The sequence below is a fragment of the Roseibium album genome (assembly GCF_001404515.1).
Classification (GTDB): domain Bacteria; phylum Pseudomonadota; class Alphaproteobacteria; order Rhizobiales; family Stappiaceae; genus Roseibium; species Roseibium album.
In genome coordinates, this window is sequence record NZ_CXWE01000001.1 from 840,918 (window position 1) to 861,575 (window position 20,658).

General features: G+C 57.3%; 2 protein-coding genes (1 of these 2 cut by a window edge). Both read left to right on the forward strand.

Going from position 1 to position 20,658, the window contains the following annotated elements; genetic code table 11:
* Positions 1-93, forward strand: the 3' end of a protein-coding gene (locus LA5095_RS03740) for a flavin-containing monooxygenase (protein WP_055112032.1). 1,242 nt of this gene lie to the left of the window's left edge; only the last 93 of its 1,335 coding nucleotides appear in the window; its start codon lies beyond the left edge, outside the window; the stop codon is at positions 91-93.
* Entirely contained in the window at positions 90-20,639 is a 20,550-nt protein-coding gene (locus tag LA5095_RS32300) for a non-ribosomal peptide synthetase (protein ID WP_145902518.1), read from the forward strand. Before LA5095_RS03740 ends, LA5095_RS32300 begins: the two co-directional genes overlap by 4 nt.
* The last annotated feature ends 19 nt before the right edge of the window (positions 20,640-20,658 follow it).

The following is a 20,658-nucleotide window of genomic DNA, read 5'->3' on the forward strand; positions in this document are numbered from 1 at the left end:
GCCGATCTTTGGAAACTTCTCGGCCATATGCGCCACTACCGCGATATGCTGGGTGATGATGCAGACAGGTCTCGGGAGGCGGCTGCAGAATGAGCCCTGGCCCCAGCGACACGCGGACCCGAATGGCTCAGCTTCTGGACAAGGAGCTGGTCGAGCGGGCACATGTGCGCCTGGCTGCACAGGATGCCACCCGGTTGGCACATGCTGTCGCAACACCCCGGGAGGTGGTTGCCGCATCCGACCTCCTCTCTGCCGATGTCTGCAAGATCGCAGCCGCAGCCTTGCGCATTCCGGAAAACAAACTCGATCCTCAGGAAAACCTGGCCAATTTCGGTGTTGATTCCATTGCGATCACCGAAATCATGGCGCAGATCTCGAAACACTTCGCAATTTCCGTAGCTCCAACCACATTCTTTGAGGCCAAAAACCTCGATGACCTCGGCGCGATCCTGATGGACCGGTATGGTTCACCGATCGAGAAACACTACGCCGCATCGATCATGGAAAACACTCCGATCGCGAATTCTGCCAATCGACGGCACGAGCGCGGCAGTGAACCTGCCGGCCAGGCGGACACAGCTGACACTCACGAGGGCGAAACCGGAGCCGAAAGCCGATGGATGCGCAGATATCGCGCGGTGTTCAAACCGGCAAAACCGCATGATGCCAAACCCAGCGGGACGGCAACAACTCATGCGGAGCAAAGCATCCCTCACGTGAAACCATCGGAGCAAGAAGCGGGCGCTGTCCCGATTGCCATTCTGTCGATGGAAGGCATGTTTCCTCAAAGCCCGGATTTGCAGGCATTCGAAAGTCATCTGGCAGCTGGCGATGACTGTATGGAGGAGGTGCCGGCAGAACGCTGGGACTGGAGGAGTGTATTCGGGGATCCCAAGAAGGGTGCCTTCACCGATGTAAAATTCGGTGGCTTCATTCCCCAGGCCGATCACTTCGACGCGGGGTTTTTCAGCATCTCACCGCGCGAAGCAGAGTTGATGGACCCGCAACACCGGCTGTTCATGGAATGTGTGTGGAGCCTGATAGAGAGGGGCGGATATGCTCCAGGGTCGCTTGCAGGCCGAAAGATAGGCCTCTTTTTGGGCATCAACCTGCTCGACTACACCAATATGGTCAATCGCGCGGGAATAATGGACGCCCAGCAGCTTACGGGGCTCGGTCATGCGTTTTGCCCGAACCGGCTGTCCTTCCTGTTGGATATCCATGGGCCGAGCGAAGTGGTGGATACGGCGTGTTCAAGCTCTCTCGTCGCGGTACACCGGGCCGTAAGCTGCATTCGCTTTGAAGGCTGCGAAATGGCGATTGCCGGAGGGTCGAACCTGCTGTTGTCACCGATGCAGCACATCATGTTTTCCAAGGTGGGAATGATCACGCAGGACGGCCGCTGCAAAGCCTTTTCCCGGGACGCGGATGGGTATGCCCGGTCCGATGGTGTTGGGGCCGTGCTACTGAAACGGCTCGACCTGGCCGAACGAGACGGCGATCCGATCCTGGGTGTCATTCGGGGATCTGCTGAACACCATGGTGGCAGCGCAACGTCCTTGACTGCACCGAATCCGAAAGCGCAGGCCCGTTTGATCGTCGAGGCGCACAAACAGGCCGGTGTCGATCCACGCACAATTGGCCTGATCGAATGTCACGGCACCGGAACGCCTCTCGGAGATCCTGTTGAAACCGAGGGGCTGAAACTTGCCTTCAAGGAACTTTATGAAAACTGGGGCCTGGACCCTCCGGCGCAGGCGTCCATTGGACTTGGGTCGGTCAAATCGAATATCGGGCACACGGAAACAGCGGCTGGTGTCGCAGGTCTGATCAAGGTGCTGCTTGCGATGAAAGGCGGGACGCTTTTCAAGACGATCCACGCCGGTACTCCCAATCCCTTGCTGGACCTTGATGGCAGCCCGTTCTACCTGCTGCAGGAAGCCTCTGACTGGAAACGTCTTGATCTTGATGGCAAGACACAGCCCTTGCGAGCGGGTGTCAGCTCGTTTGGCGCAGGCGGGGCCAATGTCCATCTGGTCGTTGAGGAGTACCGCCGCCCTGCCGGAAATGCATGGCACGAGGTTGAAACACCTCTTGTTGTTCCGCTTTCCGCGAAAACCGAAGCAGCGCTTGAAGCAGGGATCGCAAGATTGTGTGCGGTCGCAAGACAGGCGGATCTGCGTGAGCTTGCCTACACCCTGCAGGCCGGCCGGGACGCAATGCGGTGCCGCGCGGTATTCCTTGCAACAAGCAGCGAGGACCTTGCGCGGAAACTGGAAGTGTATCTTGGCGGCGATGCAACAGCCGCTATCACCGGAAGGGTTCCGGGCGGGCGGCGCGGCAAAGCCGATCCTTTAAATCCTTCAAAAAGAAGCGCGGAAATCATCGCCCGGCATTGGGCTGAGGGCGGCGACGTCGAATGGGCGCGTCTTTATGGGAAAGAGAGACCGCGCCGCGTATCGCTTCCGGCCTATGCGTTCCAACGCAAACGGTATTGGTTGCCACTTGAAGAGGCAAACCCGCGGCATGAAAATGGCCCGCTCTCGCCACAGCCGGGGGAGGTGGGGCAGTTTGCTCTGGTTCTGACCGGCCAGGAAGTGTTCCTCGCTGATCACAAGGTCGCCGGCAAACCGGTTCTGCCCGGTGTTGCCTACCTGGAACTAGTGCGCTCGGCTGCCGTTCAAAACGGTCTGAAAAACCCGCTTCTCCGGCAGATCGTCTGGCTGGCACCGCTTCGGGTAGAAGGACATGCCGAACTGTTTTGCAATTTCGCTGCGGCAGAAAATGGCGGCTTCAGGGTCGAAGTTTCCAGTTTGGCAGATACTGGTGAACGCCAACTGCATGCCCAATTGCACGTAAGTGAAGCAGGTTCTTGTGTCGAAAGATCCATAAACCTCGAGGCTTTGAAGCAATCCAGCGGTCAATATCTGACCCACGACGAGGTCTATGCCGCTTTCGATGGGATTGGTCTGGCCTATGGGGCCGGCCACCGTGTGATCAACCGCTTGACGATAAACGAACGGAACCAGATAGACTCATCGGTTTTTGCCGAAATCGAACTGCCTCAACACCTGAATGTTTCACTTGGTAATTTTGTTTTTCATCCAAGTCTTGTGGACGGGGCGCTTCAGTCGGCGATCGGAGTTGGCTGGAATGATCAGGGGCCGGAAACCGCTTTACCCTTCTCACTGGACAGTGCGGAAACGTTCGGTCCTTGTGAGCCGAAGATGTGGGTCAGTGTCCGGACAATCGGGGGTCGGGAAGCTGCTCGCCCGAAGATGGATGTCGATCTTGTCGCCGGTGACGGCAGCGTGCGCGTTGCCCTGAAGGGATTTGCGACCAGGGCTCTCAATGTTCCGAAGAAGAATGAATGTCTCCGTTTTGAGCCACGGCAGCGTCCGCTCCCGACAACCACCGGCGTTGAGGAACGCCTGCGCAGGGTCGTTCTTATCGTCGGGTCATCGAAGATATCAGGCATGTTGGCTGACAGATCGCCGGAATGGGACGTGCGTTTGCTCGATGACGACCCGGCTGCGCGTTTGGATGAGCGGTATCGCATGCTCGCACGCCAAATTCTCGAAATTGCAAAGGGAGAGCTTTCCAGCGGTGAAGTTCTGATCCAGTTGATCCTGGAAGCTGCGGAAGACCAAACCGCATTGGCAGGGCTGGCTTCCATGTTCCGCAGCATTCGCCGCGAACACCGTTCGATAGGCGGTCAGGTTCTCTTGCTGTCTGAAAGGCCTTCTCCTGAGAACCTCCAGGCTGTGCTGACCGGGCATCCTGTGGCCCCGGCAGGTGCTGTCCTCAGGCTTCAAAGTGGTGCGCTTACCGAAGAAATTTGGGAAGAAGTGCCGGCATCGCCCACACCTGAAGACGTTCCCTGGCGGACGGGCGGTGTCTATTTCATCACCGGTGGAACCGGTGCGCTGGGACAAGGTCTTGCCCGGGAGATTTTCACGCACGTCACCGATTGCACTGTCGTGCTGGCGAGCCGGAGCGATCCCGATGCAGCGCTCGCCGACTGGATCAGAAAGACCTCCGGCCTTCATCACCTGACGGTTGATATGTCGGATCAAGAAGCGGTCATGCGCTCTGTGGCAGACTTACGCCGCAAATACGGACAGTTGAACGGCGTCATACATATGGCCGGTGTCATCGCCGATGGGGTGTTTTCTCAAAAAACACCAGAACAGCTGGACTGTGTTCTAGCGCCGAAGGTGTCCGGAGCAATCGCCCTGGACCACGCCCTTGGAACCGAGCCGCTTGATTTTTTTGCGCTCTATTCTTCGATATCAGGAGTTGTTGGAAATCCCGGGCAAGTGGACTACTGCGCGGCCAATGGATTTATCGACGGTTTTGCGCACGAACGCGAAAGCCGCCGCTTGAGAGGAGAATGCCAGGGTCGCACGGTGTCGATTGCCTGGCCGCTTTGGCGCGATGGCGGCATGACTTTGTCGAAGGTGCAAGAAGATCTTATGCGCCGAACGACGGGTCTTGCCTCGCTTGAGACCCAAAATGGGTTGAAGGCGCTCTACGAAGCGCTCGCTGGCACTGCATCCCGCGTCATGTTTGCTACTGGCAAGGCTGATCGCATCCGCCGTTTTGTCGAAGAGGTTTTCAAACCGGAAACAGAAATTCAGCAACCGCCGATTCTACCTGTCGACACCGAATTGTCCAAGAAATCGGCTGACCCCGCAATTTTGCACCGGCGGCTTCTGGAAAGCTTGACGGAAATCGCCAGCGAGCAGTTGAAGGTCCAGCCGGAAGATCTCGATCCGGACGAAGAATTGACGGAATACGGTTTCGATTCCATCGGGTTCACCCAGTTTGCCAATCGCCTGAACGAACACTTTGACCTCGAGCTGACGCCAACACTGTTTTTCGAGTTTCCGACGTTGGCGGGACTTGCAGCGCATCTGTGTGATGAGAAACGCAGTCGCATCCCAGTTGCTCCTGGCATGGGCACGTCGGGGTCTGAAAATGATGCACGAAATTCGGGCTTCGAAATTCCCGGTGATCCGACAGAGCCTGCGAAGTATCTGGCACCCTCAGTCCCCGCTGCCGCGGTGATCAATGAGCGCCCGGACCGTCAGGATGACGCGGTAGCCATCATCGGCATGAGTGGCCAGTTCCCGGGCGCCACGGATGTGGAGGCTTTCTGGCAACTTCTGAAAGAGGGAAGGGATGCGATTTCGGAGGTTCCGCAAGACCGTTGGGACTGGCGGGACTATTGGGGGGATCCGCTGACGGAATCTGGCAAGGGGAACGTCAAGTGGGGTGGCTTTCTCGAGGGCATCGGAGAGTTCGATGCCGCTTTTTTCGGTGTCACACCACCGGAAGCGCGGATGATGGATCCACAACACCGCCTGCTGCTCACGCAGGCGTGGCGGGTCATGGAAGATGCAGGATATGCTCCCTCGTCTCTCGCTGGTTCCGATACCGGTGTATTCGTCGGGACTGCTGACACAGGCTACAGTCGGCTGGTCGCGGAGGCGGGCATTCAGGTCGAAGGTTATTCCATGACCGGATTGGCACCGTCTCTCGGACCGAACCGGATCAGTTACTTCTACGATTTTCATGGACCAAGCATTGCGGTTGAAACCGCGTGCTCAAGCGCCCTGATCGCAGTGCACCGGGGCGTTGAGGCCATACGCTCGGGTCATTGCCTGCACGCGATCGCCGGCGGTGTGAACACGTTGCTTCTTCCCGAAGCCTTCGTCGGATTTGCCAAGGCAGGCATGTTGTCGCCCGAGGGGCGATGCAAGCCGTTTTCCTCCCGGGCAGACGGATACGCCAGGGGAGAGGGGATCGGGCTTGTAATGCTGAAATCCCTGGCGGCTGCCGAGCGGGATGGTGACCGTATTCTGGCGGTTGTCCGGGCGAGCGCGGAAAACCATGGTGGCCATGCTGCCTCCCTGACGGCACCCAATCCCAAAGCGCAGGCAGATCTCATCCGGACCGCATATAGACGCTCAGGAATTGATCCGAGAACCGTTGGCTATGTCGAGGCACATGGCACGGGAACGCCGCTTGGAGATCCCATTGAAATAGAAGCCCTGACGGCAGCTTTTTCCGACCTTTCCCAAGAAGCCGAAGCTGTATACGGGGCTGCCCCAAGCCAACATTGCGCAATAGGTTCCGTCAAATCAAACATCGGCCATCTGGAACTTGCCGCCGGCATTGCCGGTTTGATCAAGGTACTGCTGCAACTTCGTCACGGCGAAATCGTCAAGTCTTTGAATTGCGGTGATCCCAACCCGTATTTGAAACTTGAAGGGGGTCCGTTTCATCTGGCAGATCGCGCCGAAATCTGGAAGCCCGGTTTCACGGACAAGGGCGAAAATCTCCCGCGGCGGGCGGGTGTCAGCAGTTTCGGGTTCGGCGGAACGAATGCGCATGTCGTTCTTGAAGAATACCAACCTGCCATCTCGCCACCATCAGACTATAGAGTTGACGAACCTGAGCTGATCATCCTGTCGGCCAGGACAGAAGCCCAGTTGAAGGAAACCGTAGAACGGTTCATCCAGTTCCTGTCTTCTGGCAAAAACATACCTGAGCTTTCCGATATTGCCTTCACGCTTCAGCAGGCCCGGGAAGCCATGGAATTCCGCCTCGGCTTCCTGGCGGGCAGTCATTCAGTCCTTCTGGAGAGGTTGCAGGCTTTCGTCGACGGGCGCAATACCGGAAAGCTTCATGCCGGGAACCTGAAGTCCGGCCGCAAGAGAACTTCGGTTCTGGAAAACGACGGCCCGCTGCGGGAGGCGGCGGCCGGGCTTGCCACGAGGGGTCGCGCGGATGATCTCCTGGCGCTTTGGGTCGATGGATTTGGTGTCGATTGGGCTACTGTTCGCAGAGGACGCCCAGGTGCCCGGGTGGCACTGCCGGGGTACCCTTTTTCCAGGACCCGCTATTGGATTGGTGAAACGCCGGGCCGTCAAAAGGCCTCCCTGCCGCACACTGCCTTCACTCATGCCATGGACGGCTCGGAAAGCTACCTGCGCGATCATCAGGTCCATGGGTCCAAGATTTTGCCCGGTGTTTTTTCGCTCGAGCTTTTGAGCCGGTGTTTGGCAAGCTCACCACGAGATGCAACAGCCTTTGAGCTGACAGGCCATACCTGGGTCGGAAGTGTCCCGGTGACCACGGGCGAGGTGGAGCTTGAAGTGTCGCTGCCGGATGGCCCGGTTGAGAACGCGCGTTATGTCATATCGGCGAAATCCGCCGACGGGGTGCAGCGGCATGCTGAAGGAGTTCTTCGCAAGCTGCTGTCCGTTTCCAGTCCGGCTCTGGACCTGCCTGCAGCACGAAGCATCGCGGCGGAGCCGGTTGATGTCGCTGAACTGTACCGGCAGTTTGAAGACCTTGGTCTGAACTATGGTCCCGCACACCGCGGGCTCAACCGGATTTGGCGCGGTGAAGACACGGCGGTCGCGCGCCTGGAACTGCCCAGGGAATCGGATACCGGCTTTGCCTTGCATCCTTCCATGCTTGACGGGGCTCTGCAGACCGTTCTTGCGCTGCAAGCAGATGCTTCAGGCAGCAATGAGCTTGCGCTGCCCTATTCCGTCCGGAGCACGAAAGTCTACGGTCCGACACACCCGGAGATGTGGGCCGTTGTTCGGAAACGAGATGCTTCTTTCGATATCAGCCTCTGCGATGATCTGGGCAATATCAAAGTCATTTTCGAAGGTTTTGTGACGCGTAGTCCGGCTTCCGCCGGTTCCAAGGAAGGTGCTGACACCGTGTTCGGCGAACCCGCGCAAGAGGCCGGCCGTCAGAAGCAGACGCTTGAAATCGTCACAAATATTGCCGCAAGAACGTTGGAGGTGGAACCGTCATCGCTGGATGTCGATACGGAGCTTGGCGACTTTGGTTTCGATTCCGTCAGCATGACTGGTTTTGCAACGCAAATTAACGCTGATCTCGGCCTTGAACTCACTCCGGCGGACTTTTTCGAATTCGCAACCCTTGCCAGATTGGCAGATCATATCTGTGACGGCCTCACCGATGAGCAGCTTGGTATGTCGCGACCAGGTCAGCAAGAAGGGGCCGTTGCATCAGTACCCGGCAAGGCAAAGAAGTCCGGTGACGACGCATCCAAGGCGGCGCAAGTTTCATCCCTTCAGGCCGCTGATGACCCGATCGTGGTCGTTGGCCAAAGCTGCTGCTTCCCGATGGCTGAGGATGGTGATGCATTCTGGTCCAATCTTGTTGCCGGACGCGACTGCATATCGAGAATTCCAGCCGATCGCTGGTCGTGGCAGGCAGTCGATGGGAATCCGAGAGAAGAGCCGGGAAAAACCAATATTCATTGGGGCGGTTTCATCGATGGTGTTTACGAATTCGATCCGCTCTTTTTCGGTATTTCGCCACGCGAAGCCAAGTTGATGGATCCACAGCAGCGTCTGATGATGACGCATGCCTGGAAGGCGATTGAGGATGCAGGCCATTCGCCGCGCGGCCTTGCCGGGAAGAAAGTCGGGGTTTTTGTCGGCACTTCGTCCAGTGGCTACCGTGGTCAGATCGGTAGCGACGCGGGAGGCGAGGGATACGTCGCGACCGGCTCTGTGCCGTCCGTCGGTCCCAACCGGATCAGTTATTTTCTGGATTTGCACGGGCCGAGTGAACCCGTCGAGACAGCGTGTTCCAGTTCGCTCGTCGCACTGCACCGCGCGGTTCAGGCAATCAAGGCTGGTGATTGTGATATGGCGCTTGTCGGCGGGGTGAATACCATCCTCACACCGGAAGCTCATATCAACTTTGCCCGCGCTGGTATGTTGTCCGAGAACGGCCGTTGCAAGACTTTTTCTGCGGACGCAGATGGCTATGTCCGCGGCGAAGGCGTGGGCATGCTGTTTGTCCGCCGCTTGTCGGATGCTGAACGCGATCGTGATCCGATCTTGGCCATTATCCGGGGAACAGCGATCAATCATGGCGGCCATGCCAATTCTCTGACAGCACCGAACACAAGTGCTCAGGCCGACCTTCTGACGGCCGCCTATGAAAACGCTGGGGTGGATCCGCGAACTGTTGGCTATGTCGAAGCACATGGAACCGGAACCGCGCTTGGTGACCCGGTAGAAGTCAACGCTCTGAAGTCCGCATTCCGGTCACCATCGGGACAAACGGAAATGCGGAATACCGGCCTCTGTGGGTTGGGGTCGGTCAAGACGAATATCGGCCATCTTGAGCTTGCGGCCGGGGTTGCCGGCGTGATCAAGGTGCTCAAGCAGATGGAGCACAGGACGCTGGCTCCTAGCCTGAACTGCAAGGAAATCAATCCCTACATCGATCTCGATGGCACTCCGTTCCGTGTCGTTCGAGCACGGGAAGAATGGACGCCACTTCCCGACGAGAGCGGTATCGAACAGCCGCTGCGTGCAGGCGTCAGCAGTTTTGGCTTTGGCGGCGTCAATGCCCATGCGATTCTGGAGGAGTACCGTCCTGCGGAAAATCGGCATCCTCTTCATCCAGAAAACGTCCCGTCGCAAATTATTGTGCTGTCGGCAAGAGATAAAACCCGGTTGAACGAAAGTGCGCAAGCTCTGTTGAGGCACCTTGATACCGGGCAAGTTCCTGATGATTGCCTTGCGGATCTCGCCTACACCTTGCAGGTCGGCCGGGCTGATATGGCAGTGCGTCTGGCAATTGTCTGCAGGCATTTGGATGATCTCCGGACGGACCTGTTGCGGTATCTGCGGGGTGAGGCAGCGGAAACAGTGTTCGCCGGTCCTGATAACTGGAGCCCGCCTCAAGGCGTTTTGCTTAGGCCTGGTGCCCACCCGGACGAAATTGCCCGGCACTGGATAGATGGTGGAGAAATAAACTGGAAGATCGTCAATCCCGGTTCACACCGACGGTTGAGATTGCCGACTTATTCCTTCGCCCGGGACATATTCCGGATCGAGACGGACAGCGCGGACGGTGATGGCCAGACCGGGAATGCCGATGCATCTGCCGCCAATATTGTCGAGGCAGATGCGTTTTACCTCAAGGATCATGTCGTGCGAGGCAACCGCATCTTGCCTGGAGCGATGAGTCTCGAGATTACCTGTCAGGCCGCGCTGGCAGCACCGGGTATTGCCCAAATACCGTTCGCTCTGACGGACGTGACGTGGCGTCGGCCGGTTGAACTCAACGCGGGTCAGAAAGCGCTCAAGGTCCTGTTTGGAGATCAGGAAACCGCGTCAGTGCCATTCAAGCTTGTGCCGGAAACCGGAGAGCCGGTCCCATATGTCACGGGTAAGGTCTCCGCTCTGCCGGCTGCCATCCAGCCTTCATCAGTTGACCTGAACAGTCTTCACGAGATTTGCCGGACAGCGCATGACCCGGATTGGCTTTATGCCTGTTACTCGGCTCTTGGTATCGATTATGGCCCCTCGCTCCGCGCGATTACGGAGTTGAGTACGGGAGGCAACGGCGTCCTTGTCCGGTTGCGTGTGCCGCGTGTGATCGCGGATCAGGAAGGTGATTTCCTGCTGCACCCCAGCATCCTCGATGCTGCTTTTCAGGCTGTTCTTGTCGCCTTTGCCAGTGATGGTGACGCGGGGCTCGCTCTGCCCTTCGCGATCGATAGATTGACGGTTTACGGCCCGACGGTTCCGGACATGTGGGCGCATCTGTCAGTTTTGCCGGCAGCAAGCGGCATTCGAAAACTGAACATTGATCTGCTCGGCGAGACGGGCAAAATCTGTGTCCGACTTGAGGGTTTTTCGCTGAAGGAGCTGAAGGCTCCAGTCACGGAACGGCCATCTGCTGTTGCTCAAGCGACCGGGTCTGGCGCACCGGCAGGGATTGCTGCCGGGCAGTATTTTGCCGAATTGATCGCACGGGAAACAGAAGTTGAAATCTCGCTGATCTCATTGTCAGCACCTCTTGAGGATTACGGCATCGACTCGGTGCTGATTATGCGCCTGACGGACCTTCTGGAGCGCGATTTCGGGAAACTGCCCAAAACATTGTTCTTTGAGCACCAGTCTCTGGAAGAGTTGATCGGATACTTTCAGGAACATCACGGGCAACGGCTTGCGGAGATGTTTGGCGGAGAAGGGAACCAGCGGGATTTCGTCGCTTCGACACCTGCGCTCCAGAACGTGGCGCCCACGGGTGAGCGCTCCAACGACGCGATCGCGATAATTGGGCTCTCCGGCCGGTATCCGGGTGCCCGAACACCACAGGAGTTCTGGCAAAACCTTGCGGCGGGGCGTGATTGTATCACCGAGATTCCCGAAAACCGTTGGGATCACTCCGACCACTATGACCCCGAGCGAAAACCAGGGAAAACCACAAGCAGGTGGGGCGGTTTTATCGAGGGACATGATCGTTTCGATCCGATGTTTTTCAACATCGCTCCGCGCGAAGCGCAATTTATGGATCCCCAGGAGCGGCTGTTTCTTCAATGTGCCTGGGAAACACTTGAGGATGCGGGCTATACGCGGGCGTCTCTCACCGGCCATGCAAACGGCCATGCAAACGGTCTGGCAGGCGCCGATGCCGGCGTTTTTGTCGGGGTCATGTGGGAGGAGTATCAGCTCTATGGCCGCGACATGGCCGCTGCCGGGCATCCGGTTGCACTGTCAGGCAACCCGGCTTCCATCGCAAACCGTGTCTCCTATTTTCTGAATTTCAACGGGCCAAGCCTTGCGCTCGACACCATGTGCTCGTCGTCCCTGACGGCTATCCATCTGGCCTGCGAAAGCTTGCGGTCTGGCGGATGCTCCGTGGCTCTTGCGGGCGGGGTCAATCTGACAACCCATCCCAACAAGTACCTCGCACTGGCACAGGGACGTTTTCTGTCCAGCGAAGGTCGATGCGAAAGCTTCGGTGAGGGCGGTGACGGCTATGTCCCCGCAGAAGGCGTTGGAGCTGTCTTGCTCAAACCGCTGAGCCGGGCGGAAGCCGATGGTGATCGGATCTACAGTGTTATCTTAGGGTCAGCGCTCAACCATGGCGGCAAGACCAACGGCTATACCGTGCCCAATCTGTCCGCCCAGTCGGCCGTCATTCAAAAGGCGCTGTCGAATGCCGGCATAACCGCGCAAGAAGTCAGCTTCGTCGAGGCCCACGGCACTGGCACCAGTCTCGGCGATCCGATAGAAATAGAAGCTCTGACCCGCGTTTTTGGCGGGGTTTCGGACCGCTCCCGCCGATGTGCTATCGGCTCCGTGAAATCCAATATCGGACATGCGGAAAGCGCGGCGGGAATTGCAGGTCTAACCAAAGTGCTGCTGCAGTTTGAACACAAGCAGATCGTGCCGTCGTTGCACTCGGACCGTCTCAATCCTCATATAGATTTTGATGCCTCGCCCTTTCAAGTCCAGCAAAAGCTTGCAACCTGGGAAACAGACTGGAATGAAGGAACTGCCCAGGCCAGGATCGCCAGTCTTTCCTCCTTTGGGGCCGGAGGTTCGAACGCCCATTTCGTGGTAGCGGAGTATGAGAAGGAAACGGAGCCCGTTTCGCCAATTGGTCCTGCGGTCTATCCGTTTTCTGCCCGGGACGCGGAACGTCTGTCCGTCCTTCTCTCCAGATTTCGAAACCACCTGAAACAGCTCGAAGACAAAGACATGCCGTCTGTGGCCTATACGCTGCAGGAGGGGCGGGAAACTTTTGAGCAGCGTCTGGCGATTGTCGCCGATGATAGGGCTGATCTGGTGAACAAGCTGGATTGCTATCTGGCGGACGCTCCTGCGATCGAGGGAATTTTTCACAACGGCGCAAAGCGCCAAACGCGCGAAGGTGTTCCCCCAAATCGGTATTCCGAAACAGCTGACCGGTGGGTGCGTTTTGGTGATGTCGATTGGGCTGCGTTGAGGGTGGACCGGGACCCGTTGCCAATCAGTCTTCCGACCTACCCGTTTGCGGAAGACTATTGCTGGCTGCCCGATGCGGCGCCTCAAACCTTGACCCCGTCCGGACCGTCGAAACACCGGGAAATGCTGCCGTTGTTATTTGAACCGGTTTGGGCTGAGATCCCGCGTCCCTCCGGAAGGAATGCCTCCGTTCAAAACCGCTACTGTGTGCTGTGCGGGGTGAGAACTTCCCACCCGTTGTTGGCTGATGAGCTGGAGCGGCGTGGTGTCACGGTTCTTAGCCTCGTAACCGAGGAGGCTGAGCCGCATGCGGTATTTGAATCCTGCGCGCTGCAGCTATTCACGTTTTTAAAGACACTGTCGGGAGGGCCGCTAAAGGCCACTCTTCAAGTCGTGGTGCCGACGGACAGGCATGGCAGTTTGTTGGAAGGCTTGTCCGGTTTACTGCGCTCCGCCGCTCTGGAAAACAAGAAATGGTCCTGTCAACTTGTCGGCACAGATACGTCTGCGGGCAATTTTGCGGACTGCTTGGAAGCTGATGCGCATACCGCCGGAACACAGTGTGAAATTCGGTATTTGTCAGGTTTGCGTTTCGTCCGCTCCTGGAATGAAATTCAGCCTGAAAGGACTGATGAGACCAGACCATGGAAAGACCGGGGCGTGTATCTGCTGACCGGTGGCGCAGGTGGTGTGGGTCTTCACATTGCCCGCGCAATTGCAGATGGGACCAAAGAACCGATCCTGTGGCTGACGGGGCGCTCCGCCCCTGACCAGGTGATCGAACAGCAGGTGCGCGATCTGGAAATGACGGGAGCGACAGTCCGTTACCGTCCGGTCGATATCACTGACAAGGCAGCGGTTTCGGCTCTGCTGGACGAAATTCGGAAATCCGATGGTGATCTGACCGGTGTTTTCCACGGAGCCGGGGTTACGAAGGACGGCTTACTGAGCCGGAAGACAGAGACCACATTCAAAAGCGTTCTTGCTCCAAAAGTTGCCGGAGCAACAGTGCTCGACGAAGCTATCGGTTCCATGCCAATCGAGTTTTTTGTGTTGCTGTCCTCCGCGACCGGCGCTCTTGGAAATCCCGGACAGACCGATTATGGCACGGCCAACGCGTTCCTTGATCGCTTTGCAGCCTGGCGCAATGTACAAGCGGAGGCGGGCTTGCGCCGGGGTCGGTCAGTTTCCATAGATTGGCCTTACTGGCGCGATGGCGGCATGCAGATGGACGCCAACACAATCCGGCTCATGGATCGCAGCGCCGGAGTCCAGCCATTGGAAACGGGACCGGCAATAGCGGCGCTCGATGTGATCGTGGCCTCTGTTGAACGGGAACAGGTTCTGGTTCTTGAAGGCGATCATGCCCGGTTGCGCGAGATGATGAGACCCGGAGACGGGTCATCCTCCGAGAAACCGGAAAGCACCATCTCAAAAGCAACAATGACCGGAACTTCCGCAAACGAAGCGGGAGCTTTCCGACGCATGGCAATTGTTGCTGCGATCAAGACAGCTTTTTCCAAGTGTCTCGGTATCCCGGAAGATCGGTTGGACGAGGAGAGCACAATCGACCGGTTCGGTGTGGACTCCGTGTCCGCGCTGGAGATCGTCGAGGCCATGGAGCGTGATTTTGGCCCGCTGTCGCAGACCATTCTGTTTGAGTTTCAAACCATCGGCCGTCTGGCAGACGAACTTCTCGGGCGAGGGGGAACCGCATTTGACGGAACGTCGGACAGCGCTGAGCTGTTGGCACCGCCGTTGAGAGAAAGCGCTTCTGAACGGGATGGTTCACTCAGGGATCGGGAGATCGCGATCATCGCGGTCGCCGGGCGTTTTCCGGGTGCGGAGACGATTGAGGGTTTCGCAGACCTTTTGCGCGAAGGCCGTGATTGTGTGACAGAGATCCCGGAGGACCGCGCATATCTTTTGAAACGATATTCTTCGTCCAAAGGAGAACCGGGCACCAGCTATTGCAAATGGGGAGCCTTCCTGGAAGGTGTCGACTGTTTCGATGCCGATTTCTTCGGTTATTCACCCCGCGCGGCGGATCTTGCGGATCCGCAAGAACGGCTGTTTCTGGAAACAGCCTGGCATCTTTTTGAGCGCGCTGGCCATACCCGGCCGCATCTGGCCGAACACTATGACAAGCGCGTCGGCGTTTTTGTCGGAGCCATGTACAACCAGTATCCGGGCCTGGCCGTCGAGGAAGATGCCAAGGCCTTGCTGGCTTTGAACTCATATTCGGCGATCGCAAATAGGGTCTCTTTCTTTTTTGACCTCCAGGGGCCGAGTATCGCGCTGGACAGCATGTGCTCGTCAGGTCTTCAGGCCGTCCATCAGGCCTGCCAAAGCCTCAACGCCGGCGAATGCCAGTTGGCGCTTGCCGGTGGTGTCAATCTCACCATTCACCCTTTGAAATTCGAGGCCTTGAGCCGTGCCGGACTGGTTAGCTCTGATCCGCAGAAGCGGTCCCTTGGTGAAGGAGATGGATATCTACCTGCCGAAGGTGTGGGAGCCGTGCTGCTGAAACCGCTGGATCGTGCCTTGGCAGACCAGGACCATGTGCTGGGTGTGATCAAGGGAGGTTTTGCAAATCATTCCGGCCATTCCGCCGGATACGCCGTCCCAAATGCCGACGCACAAGTCAAACTGCTTCAGGGGGCCTACGAGAGCGCCGGTATTGATCCGGATACGATTGACTACATCGAAGTTGCGGCAACCGGGTCCAACATAGGCGACAGGATTGAGCTGAGGGCTCTATCCAAAGTTTTCACCGGACGTCCGGTGCACGAAAATGCCGTTGCCCTCGGGTCTGTGAAGACCAACATGGGCCATGCAGAAGCCGCTTCGGGTTTGGCTCAGTTGACAAAGGTGCTGCTGCAGTTTCAGCACCGCGAGTTGTTTCCGTCATTCGTCAAAGGAGGAGTTGAGGGCGTTTTTGACGGATTGCCGTTCAAGCCGCAGTTAAAGGGACAAGTCTGGGAAACCACCCGGGAAACGCCTCTCAGAGCTGCAATCAGCTCCTTTGGTGCCGGCGGTTCGAACGTTCATGTAATACTGGAAGAGGCTCCGGCCACTGTTCAGCATCATCCTGTTCCTGAGCCCCGCATCCGCCGTCCTTTCCCGGTATTTGCCCGCACCAGAGGCCAACTGGAGGAGGTTCGGAAAGAACTCGCCGGCTACCTTCGTTCTGCAAATAGTCTCTCGCTAGAGGCTCTTTCACGAACACTGTCCTTTGGCCGGGAAACCCTTGACGCTGGCATCACTTATTCAGCGTCAAACATCGAGGAACTTATCGAAAAACTCGAAAGCCCGTTGCCGTCACAGCTTCATGGAGAACCCGTCTCCGACGACGCTGTCGCTGTTTCAAGATCCGGACCCATGCTGGTCCTGCCAGGTTATCCGTTCGCGCGTGAACGCCACTGGCTGAAGTCCGAGGCGCAGGAACCCGATACAGGGACAATCAACGCATCCCCTCCTTCCAGGACAGCGCAAAAAACAACTGCAGGCAAACGGCCGGGAGCTTTACAGGTTATCTGCAGCACTCTGGCACGCGAGCTGGGGGTGGCTGCCGCCGATATTGAAAGTGATGCGAGTTTTGCAGCTCTTGGCGTGGATTCAATGGCCCGCATGCGGCTTGGTTACGAGCTGGAGAAAGAACTTGGTGTGGTTCTTCAAAATGATGATTTGGACTGGGAGCAGACACCGTCTCAGTTGGCCGCAATTGTCGAGACTTTTCCACCTGGTGAAGCACACACACCCTCGATCGATCACCTGCCAGGCAGGGCAGGACCGTATTATGTACCTCTGGGCGAGGCGCAAAAGGGGCTCTGGGTTTACCAGTCACTATATCCCGGAAGCTCAGACTACAACGTTCCAATGGCCTTCAAATGCACCTCGGCGGACAGGCAGGCCCTGCAGCAGGCGGTCGATTGGCTGGTCTTGCGCTATCCAATTCTGGCAACCAGGGTTGTTCTTGACGGCGAGACAGCGGCCCTGACCGCAATGTCGGGCAGCATCGAGGTCCAGCCGATCACGCTTTCGAAGGAGATCGAAACAGAGGCTTGTCTGAAACAGCGAGCTGCCATTCCGTTTGACCTCGACAAAGGTGTTTTCCGAGTTGAGCATGCGGCAGGCGGAAAGCTGGACCGTCAGGAAAGTATTTTTCTGATCACGGCGCACCACATCATAACCGATGGGCTCACATCTGAGATTTTGGCTCGGGACTTTTGGAGTGCCTATGCCCATTTCGCTTACGGTGAATCAGCGCCTGAAGCAAAAAACGATTTGTCAGCCGATTATGCCGACTTTGCCCAGTGGGAGGCCGGTTTCATACGCTCGCAAAAAGGCCAGGAACAGAAATCATATTGGCTGGACATGCTCAAGGGGCCGCTACCTCGGTTGCAATGGCCCATTGCCGACAAAGTCAGACATCAAGAAACCGGTGCCAGCGAGAGCCTGGTGGTGAGATTGTCTGACGATCTCGCCGGCAGACTGGACCAACGCGCCAGAGAGCGGCGTGTTAGCGCGAGTTCTGTCTATCTGTCCGCATTCGCGTCAATTCTTTACAAATACACCGGCCAACAGGACCTTGTGATCGGTATCCCGGCCCTTCGCCGCCCAATGCGGCGATTTGCGGAAACAGTCGGTTACTGTGCCAACATCGTCGCCCTGCGGTTGGCTATCGATCCTGGTCAAACGGACGCTGAATTCGCGGACTTTGTCGACGGGGAACTCGCAGCCGGACTTGCCAAGAGCGAGTATCCATTTGCTGAAGTCGCTCGTGAGACTGGCGGTACCGAGACCGGTGAAGCACCCTATGAGGTGACCTTCGCCTACCAGGGGTTCGGCGATCATTTGCGCGAACACTCTGTATTTGCCCGCGGCGAAGTTGAGTTGATGCCCGAGATACGGCAGACGGGCGGTTCGGTGTTCGGAATAGAAATTCAAAAGACTGGCGGCAATGTTCGCCTGGTTGCCAACTTTGATAGCAACCTTTTCCGGTCCGACACAGTGGCGCTGATGCTGCAGCACTATCAGGAGATGTTGGAATTTATGGCGGGGGGCAGCGGGCTTTCCCTTTCGAAAATGTCGGTTCTGACCGCTGCCGAAGAAGACAGGGCGCTGCATCACTGGAACCGGTCGGGCAGGGCGGCGGTTGCCGAAACACCCATCCATGAATTGATCCTGAACCAGGCCAAAAGGACACCTAGCGCCGTCGCGATTTCAGGGAATGGCACTAACCTGTCCTACAAGAAGTTGATTGCCAGAAGCCACGAGATTGCAAGATCGCTTGAAAGTTTCTCGCTCGAACGCGGCGACCGCATCGCTGTCCTGCTGGGACGCGAGAGCGACGGAATTGCAACGTTGATGGCTGCCATGAGCGTCGGTGCTGTTTGGGTGCCGATCGACCCGGACCTGCCTAAGGAACGCGTTGCCTTCATTTTGAAGGACGCGGGTGCCTTGGCAGTGGTTTCTAAAGGCGACTGGGTCAAGAAGCTGAGAGATCTTCCAAACCCGCCCAGGCACGTTCTGGATCTTGAGAATCGACGGAGCAGCCTAAAAAGCCGTTTCACCCGGTTGTCTGTCCGAAACGTCAAGCCGGACGATCCCGCCTATATCATCTACACCTCAGGTTCCACGGGCCGGCCGAAGGGTGTAATTGTTTCACACAAGGCATTGTCCGCGCACTGCCAGATCATTGGCGAAGAATACGGCTTGTCTCCAAGAGATGTGGTGCTGCAGTTCGCTTCCACCTCCGTCGACACTGCACTGGAGCAAATACTGCCGATCCTGACCGTGGGCGGGCGTCTGGAACTGCACCCCAAGGATCTTCAGTCACCCGGGGCATTTTTGACATTTCTGAAAAAGGCAGGCGTAACGGTGGCGGACCTGCCTCCTGTTTATCTCAGTGAACTCCTGAGATCCTGGACAATGAACGATGAGGACCTGACGGCACTGCCATTGAGGCTGCTTGTCGTTGGCGGCGAAGCATTTACACCTGATCTGCTGAGCCGTTGGAAAGCCTGCGATCTGCCCGACCGGCGTCTGATCAACGCCTATGGGCCAACCGAGGCGACGATCACTGCGCTTGTCTATAACGTGAAGTCCGATGGTTTTGAGGGAAGCGTTCCGATCGGACGGCCTCTGCCTGGCACAGAAATCTATATCCTTGACCAAGACGGCAATCCGGTGCCCGACGGCATCATTGGAGAATTGCACATTGGCGGAGACCGGCTGGCGGACGGATATCACAATCAACCGGACCTGACCGACGAAAAGTTTGGCATGTACAGCCTCAACAAGAGAACGATCAGGTTGTACAGCACCGGGGACCTCGCATCTTTCCGACCGCACAGTGGAGGACTTGTCGAGTTTCACGGCCGTGTTGATGATCAGGTGAAGGTGCGGGGACACCGGATCGAGCTTGGAGAAGTGGAAGCTGCAATTTCGGCAAACGGAATTGCCGAAGTGGCGGTCGTCCTGGAAAGCAATTCGGCGGGCGACAGGGTTCTGACAGCTTATGTCGGTTCAGTCGATGATCGGGTTCAATCAGCTGAGTTGAAAAAGAATGTTACAGAAATGCTCCCGGCCTACATGGTGCCGGTCGAGTGGGTCATTGTTGAGGGATTGCCCAAGACGGTGAGCGGCAAGATTGATCGCAAATCATTGGCAGAATTGAAGAAGACACGCCGCCGGAACATGGGCGAACCAGGGGCGCGCACGCACGGTTGGCATGAAAGCCGGCTGGTTGAAATCTGGAATGAGGTGCTCGGCAAAGACCTTGCCACGAGCCAGCTTGGTGCTGATGACGATTTCGGAGAGGCAGGCGGTAACAGTCTGCTGACCATTCGGCTCTTGAGCCGTATTCAAGAGGTTTTTGGAACGGAGCTGTCGGTTACCGATCTGGCAAGGGCCAATACGATATCGGGCCAGGCCAGGCTGCTTCAGGACAAGAATGAGGAAGGAGCAATCAAAAATCCGGGTCCGATTGAGGTGCCCTCAGGACAAGGGACTTTGCTTGTAAATCTGAAAAATGCCGCCCTGAGCGACAATGCAAAGCAAGAAAAACCGCTTTTCCTTTTGCATGCAGCGGCCGGAACCTTGGGCTTTTATCAGCCACTGGTGGATGCCTGGACCATGGATACGCCCCTTTATGGACTGCGTGCCAATGGACTGAGGCCCGGCGAGGATTGCAAACCGCAAAGCGTAGAGGCACTGGCATCAGTTTGTTGCGAGGAAATTCGCAAGGTGCAACCTGATGGGCCATACCGCCTGTGCGGCTGGTCGTTTGGCGGTATCGTCGCTTTCGAAATGGCGCGGCAGCTTTCCGAAAACGGGCAGGAAGTCAGCTTTCTGGGGCTGGTCGACAGTTATGCGCCCGATGATTTGCGGGCTTTCGAACAGACTGAAGGGCTTGAGGAAGCCGGTTTTGAAAAAGCGTGTGAAAGAGCGTTTCTGAGAGACTTGTTCGCAGCGGATGTGGAGTTTGAGCCGGATCAGGATGTTGTCGAACAGGCACTCGGGTTCCCTCAGTTTGAATTGATGTTCCCGGGGGGCACGGCGGAGGATCTGCGCCGGTTGTTTGCCGTCTATTCGGCGAACTACAAGGCAGCTCTCGAATACGTCCCCGAGCGAACGGATGTATCGATCCATCTGGTTCGGGCGACAGAGGGAGCCGACGGCGATTACCTGGACGGCTGGTCTGCACTGACGAGCGCAAAGGTTCTGTTGCATCGCGTTGATGCCAACCACTTCTCGCTCATCCACAGACCTGAGTTGAAGGAATGGCTTTCAAGCCGGCTTGGCACGCAGCAGAAGCCCTGATGGACCACCCTGTTCCGAT

Coding starts and splice junctions, on each gene's coding strand:
- LA5095_RS32300 (WP_145902518.1), top strand. CDS start 90: ATGAGCCCTGGCCCCAGCGACACGCGGACCCGAATGGCTCAGCTTCTG.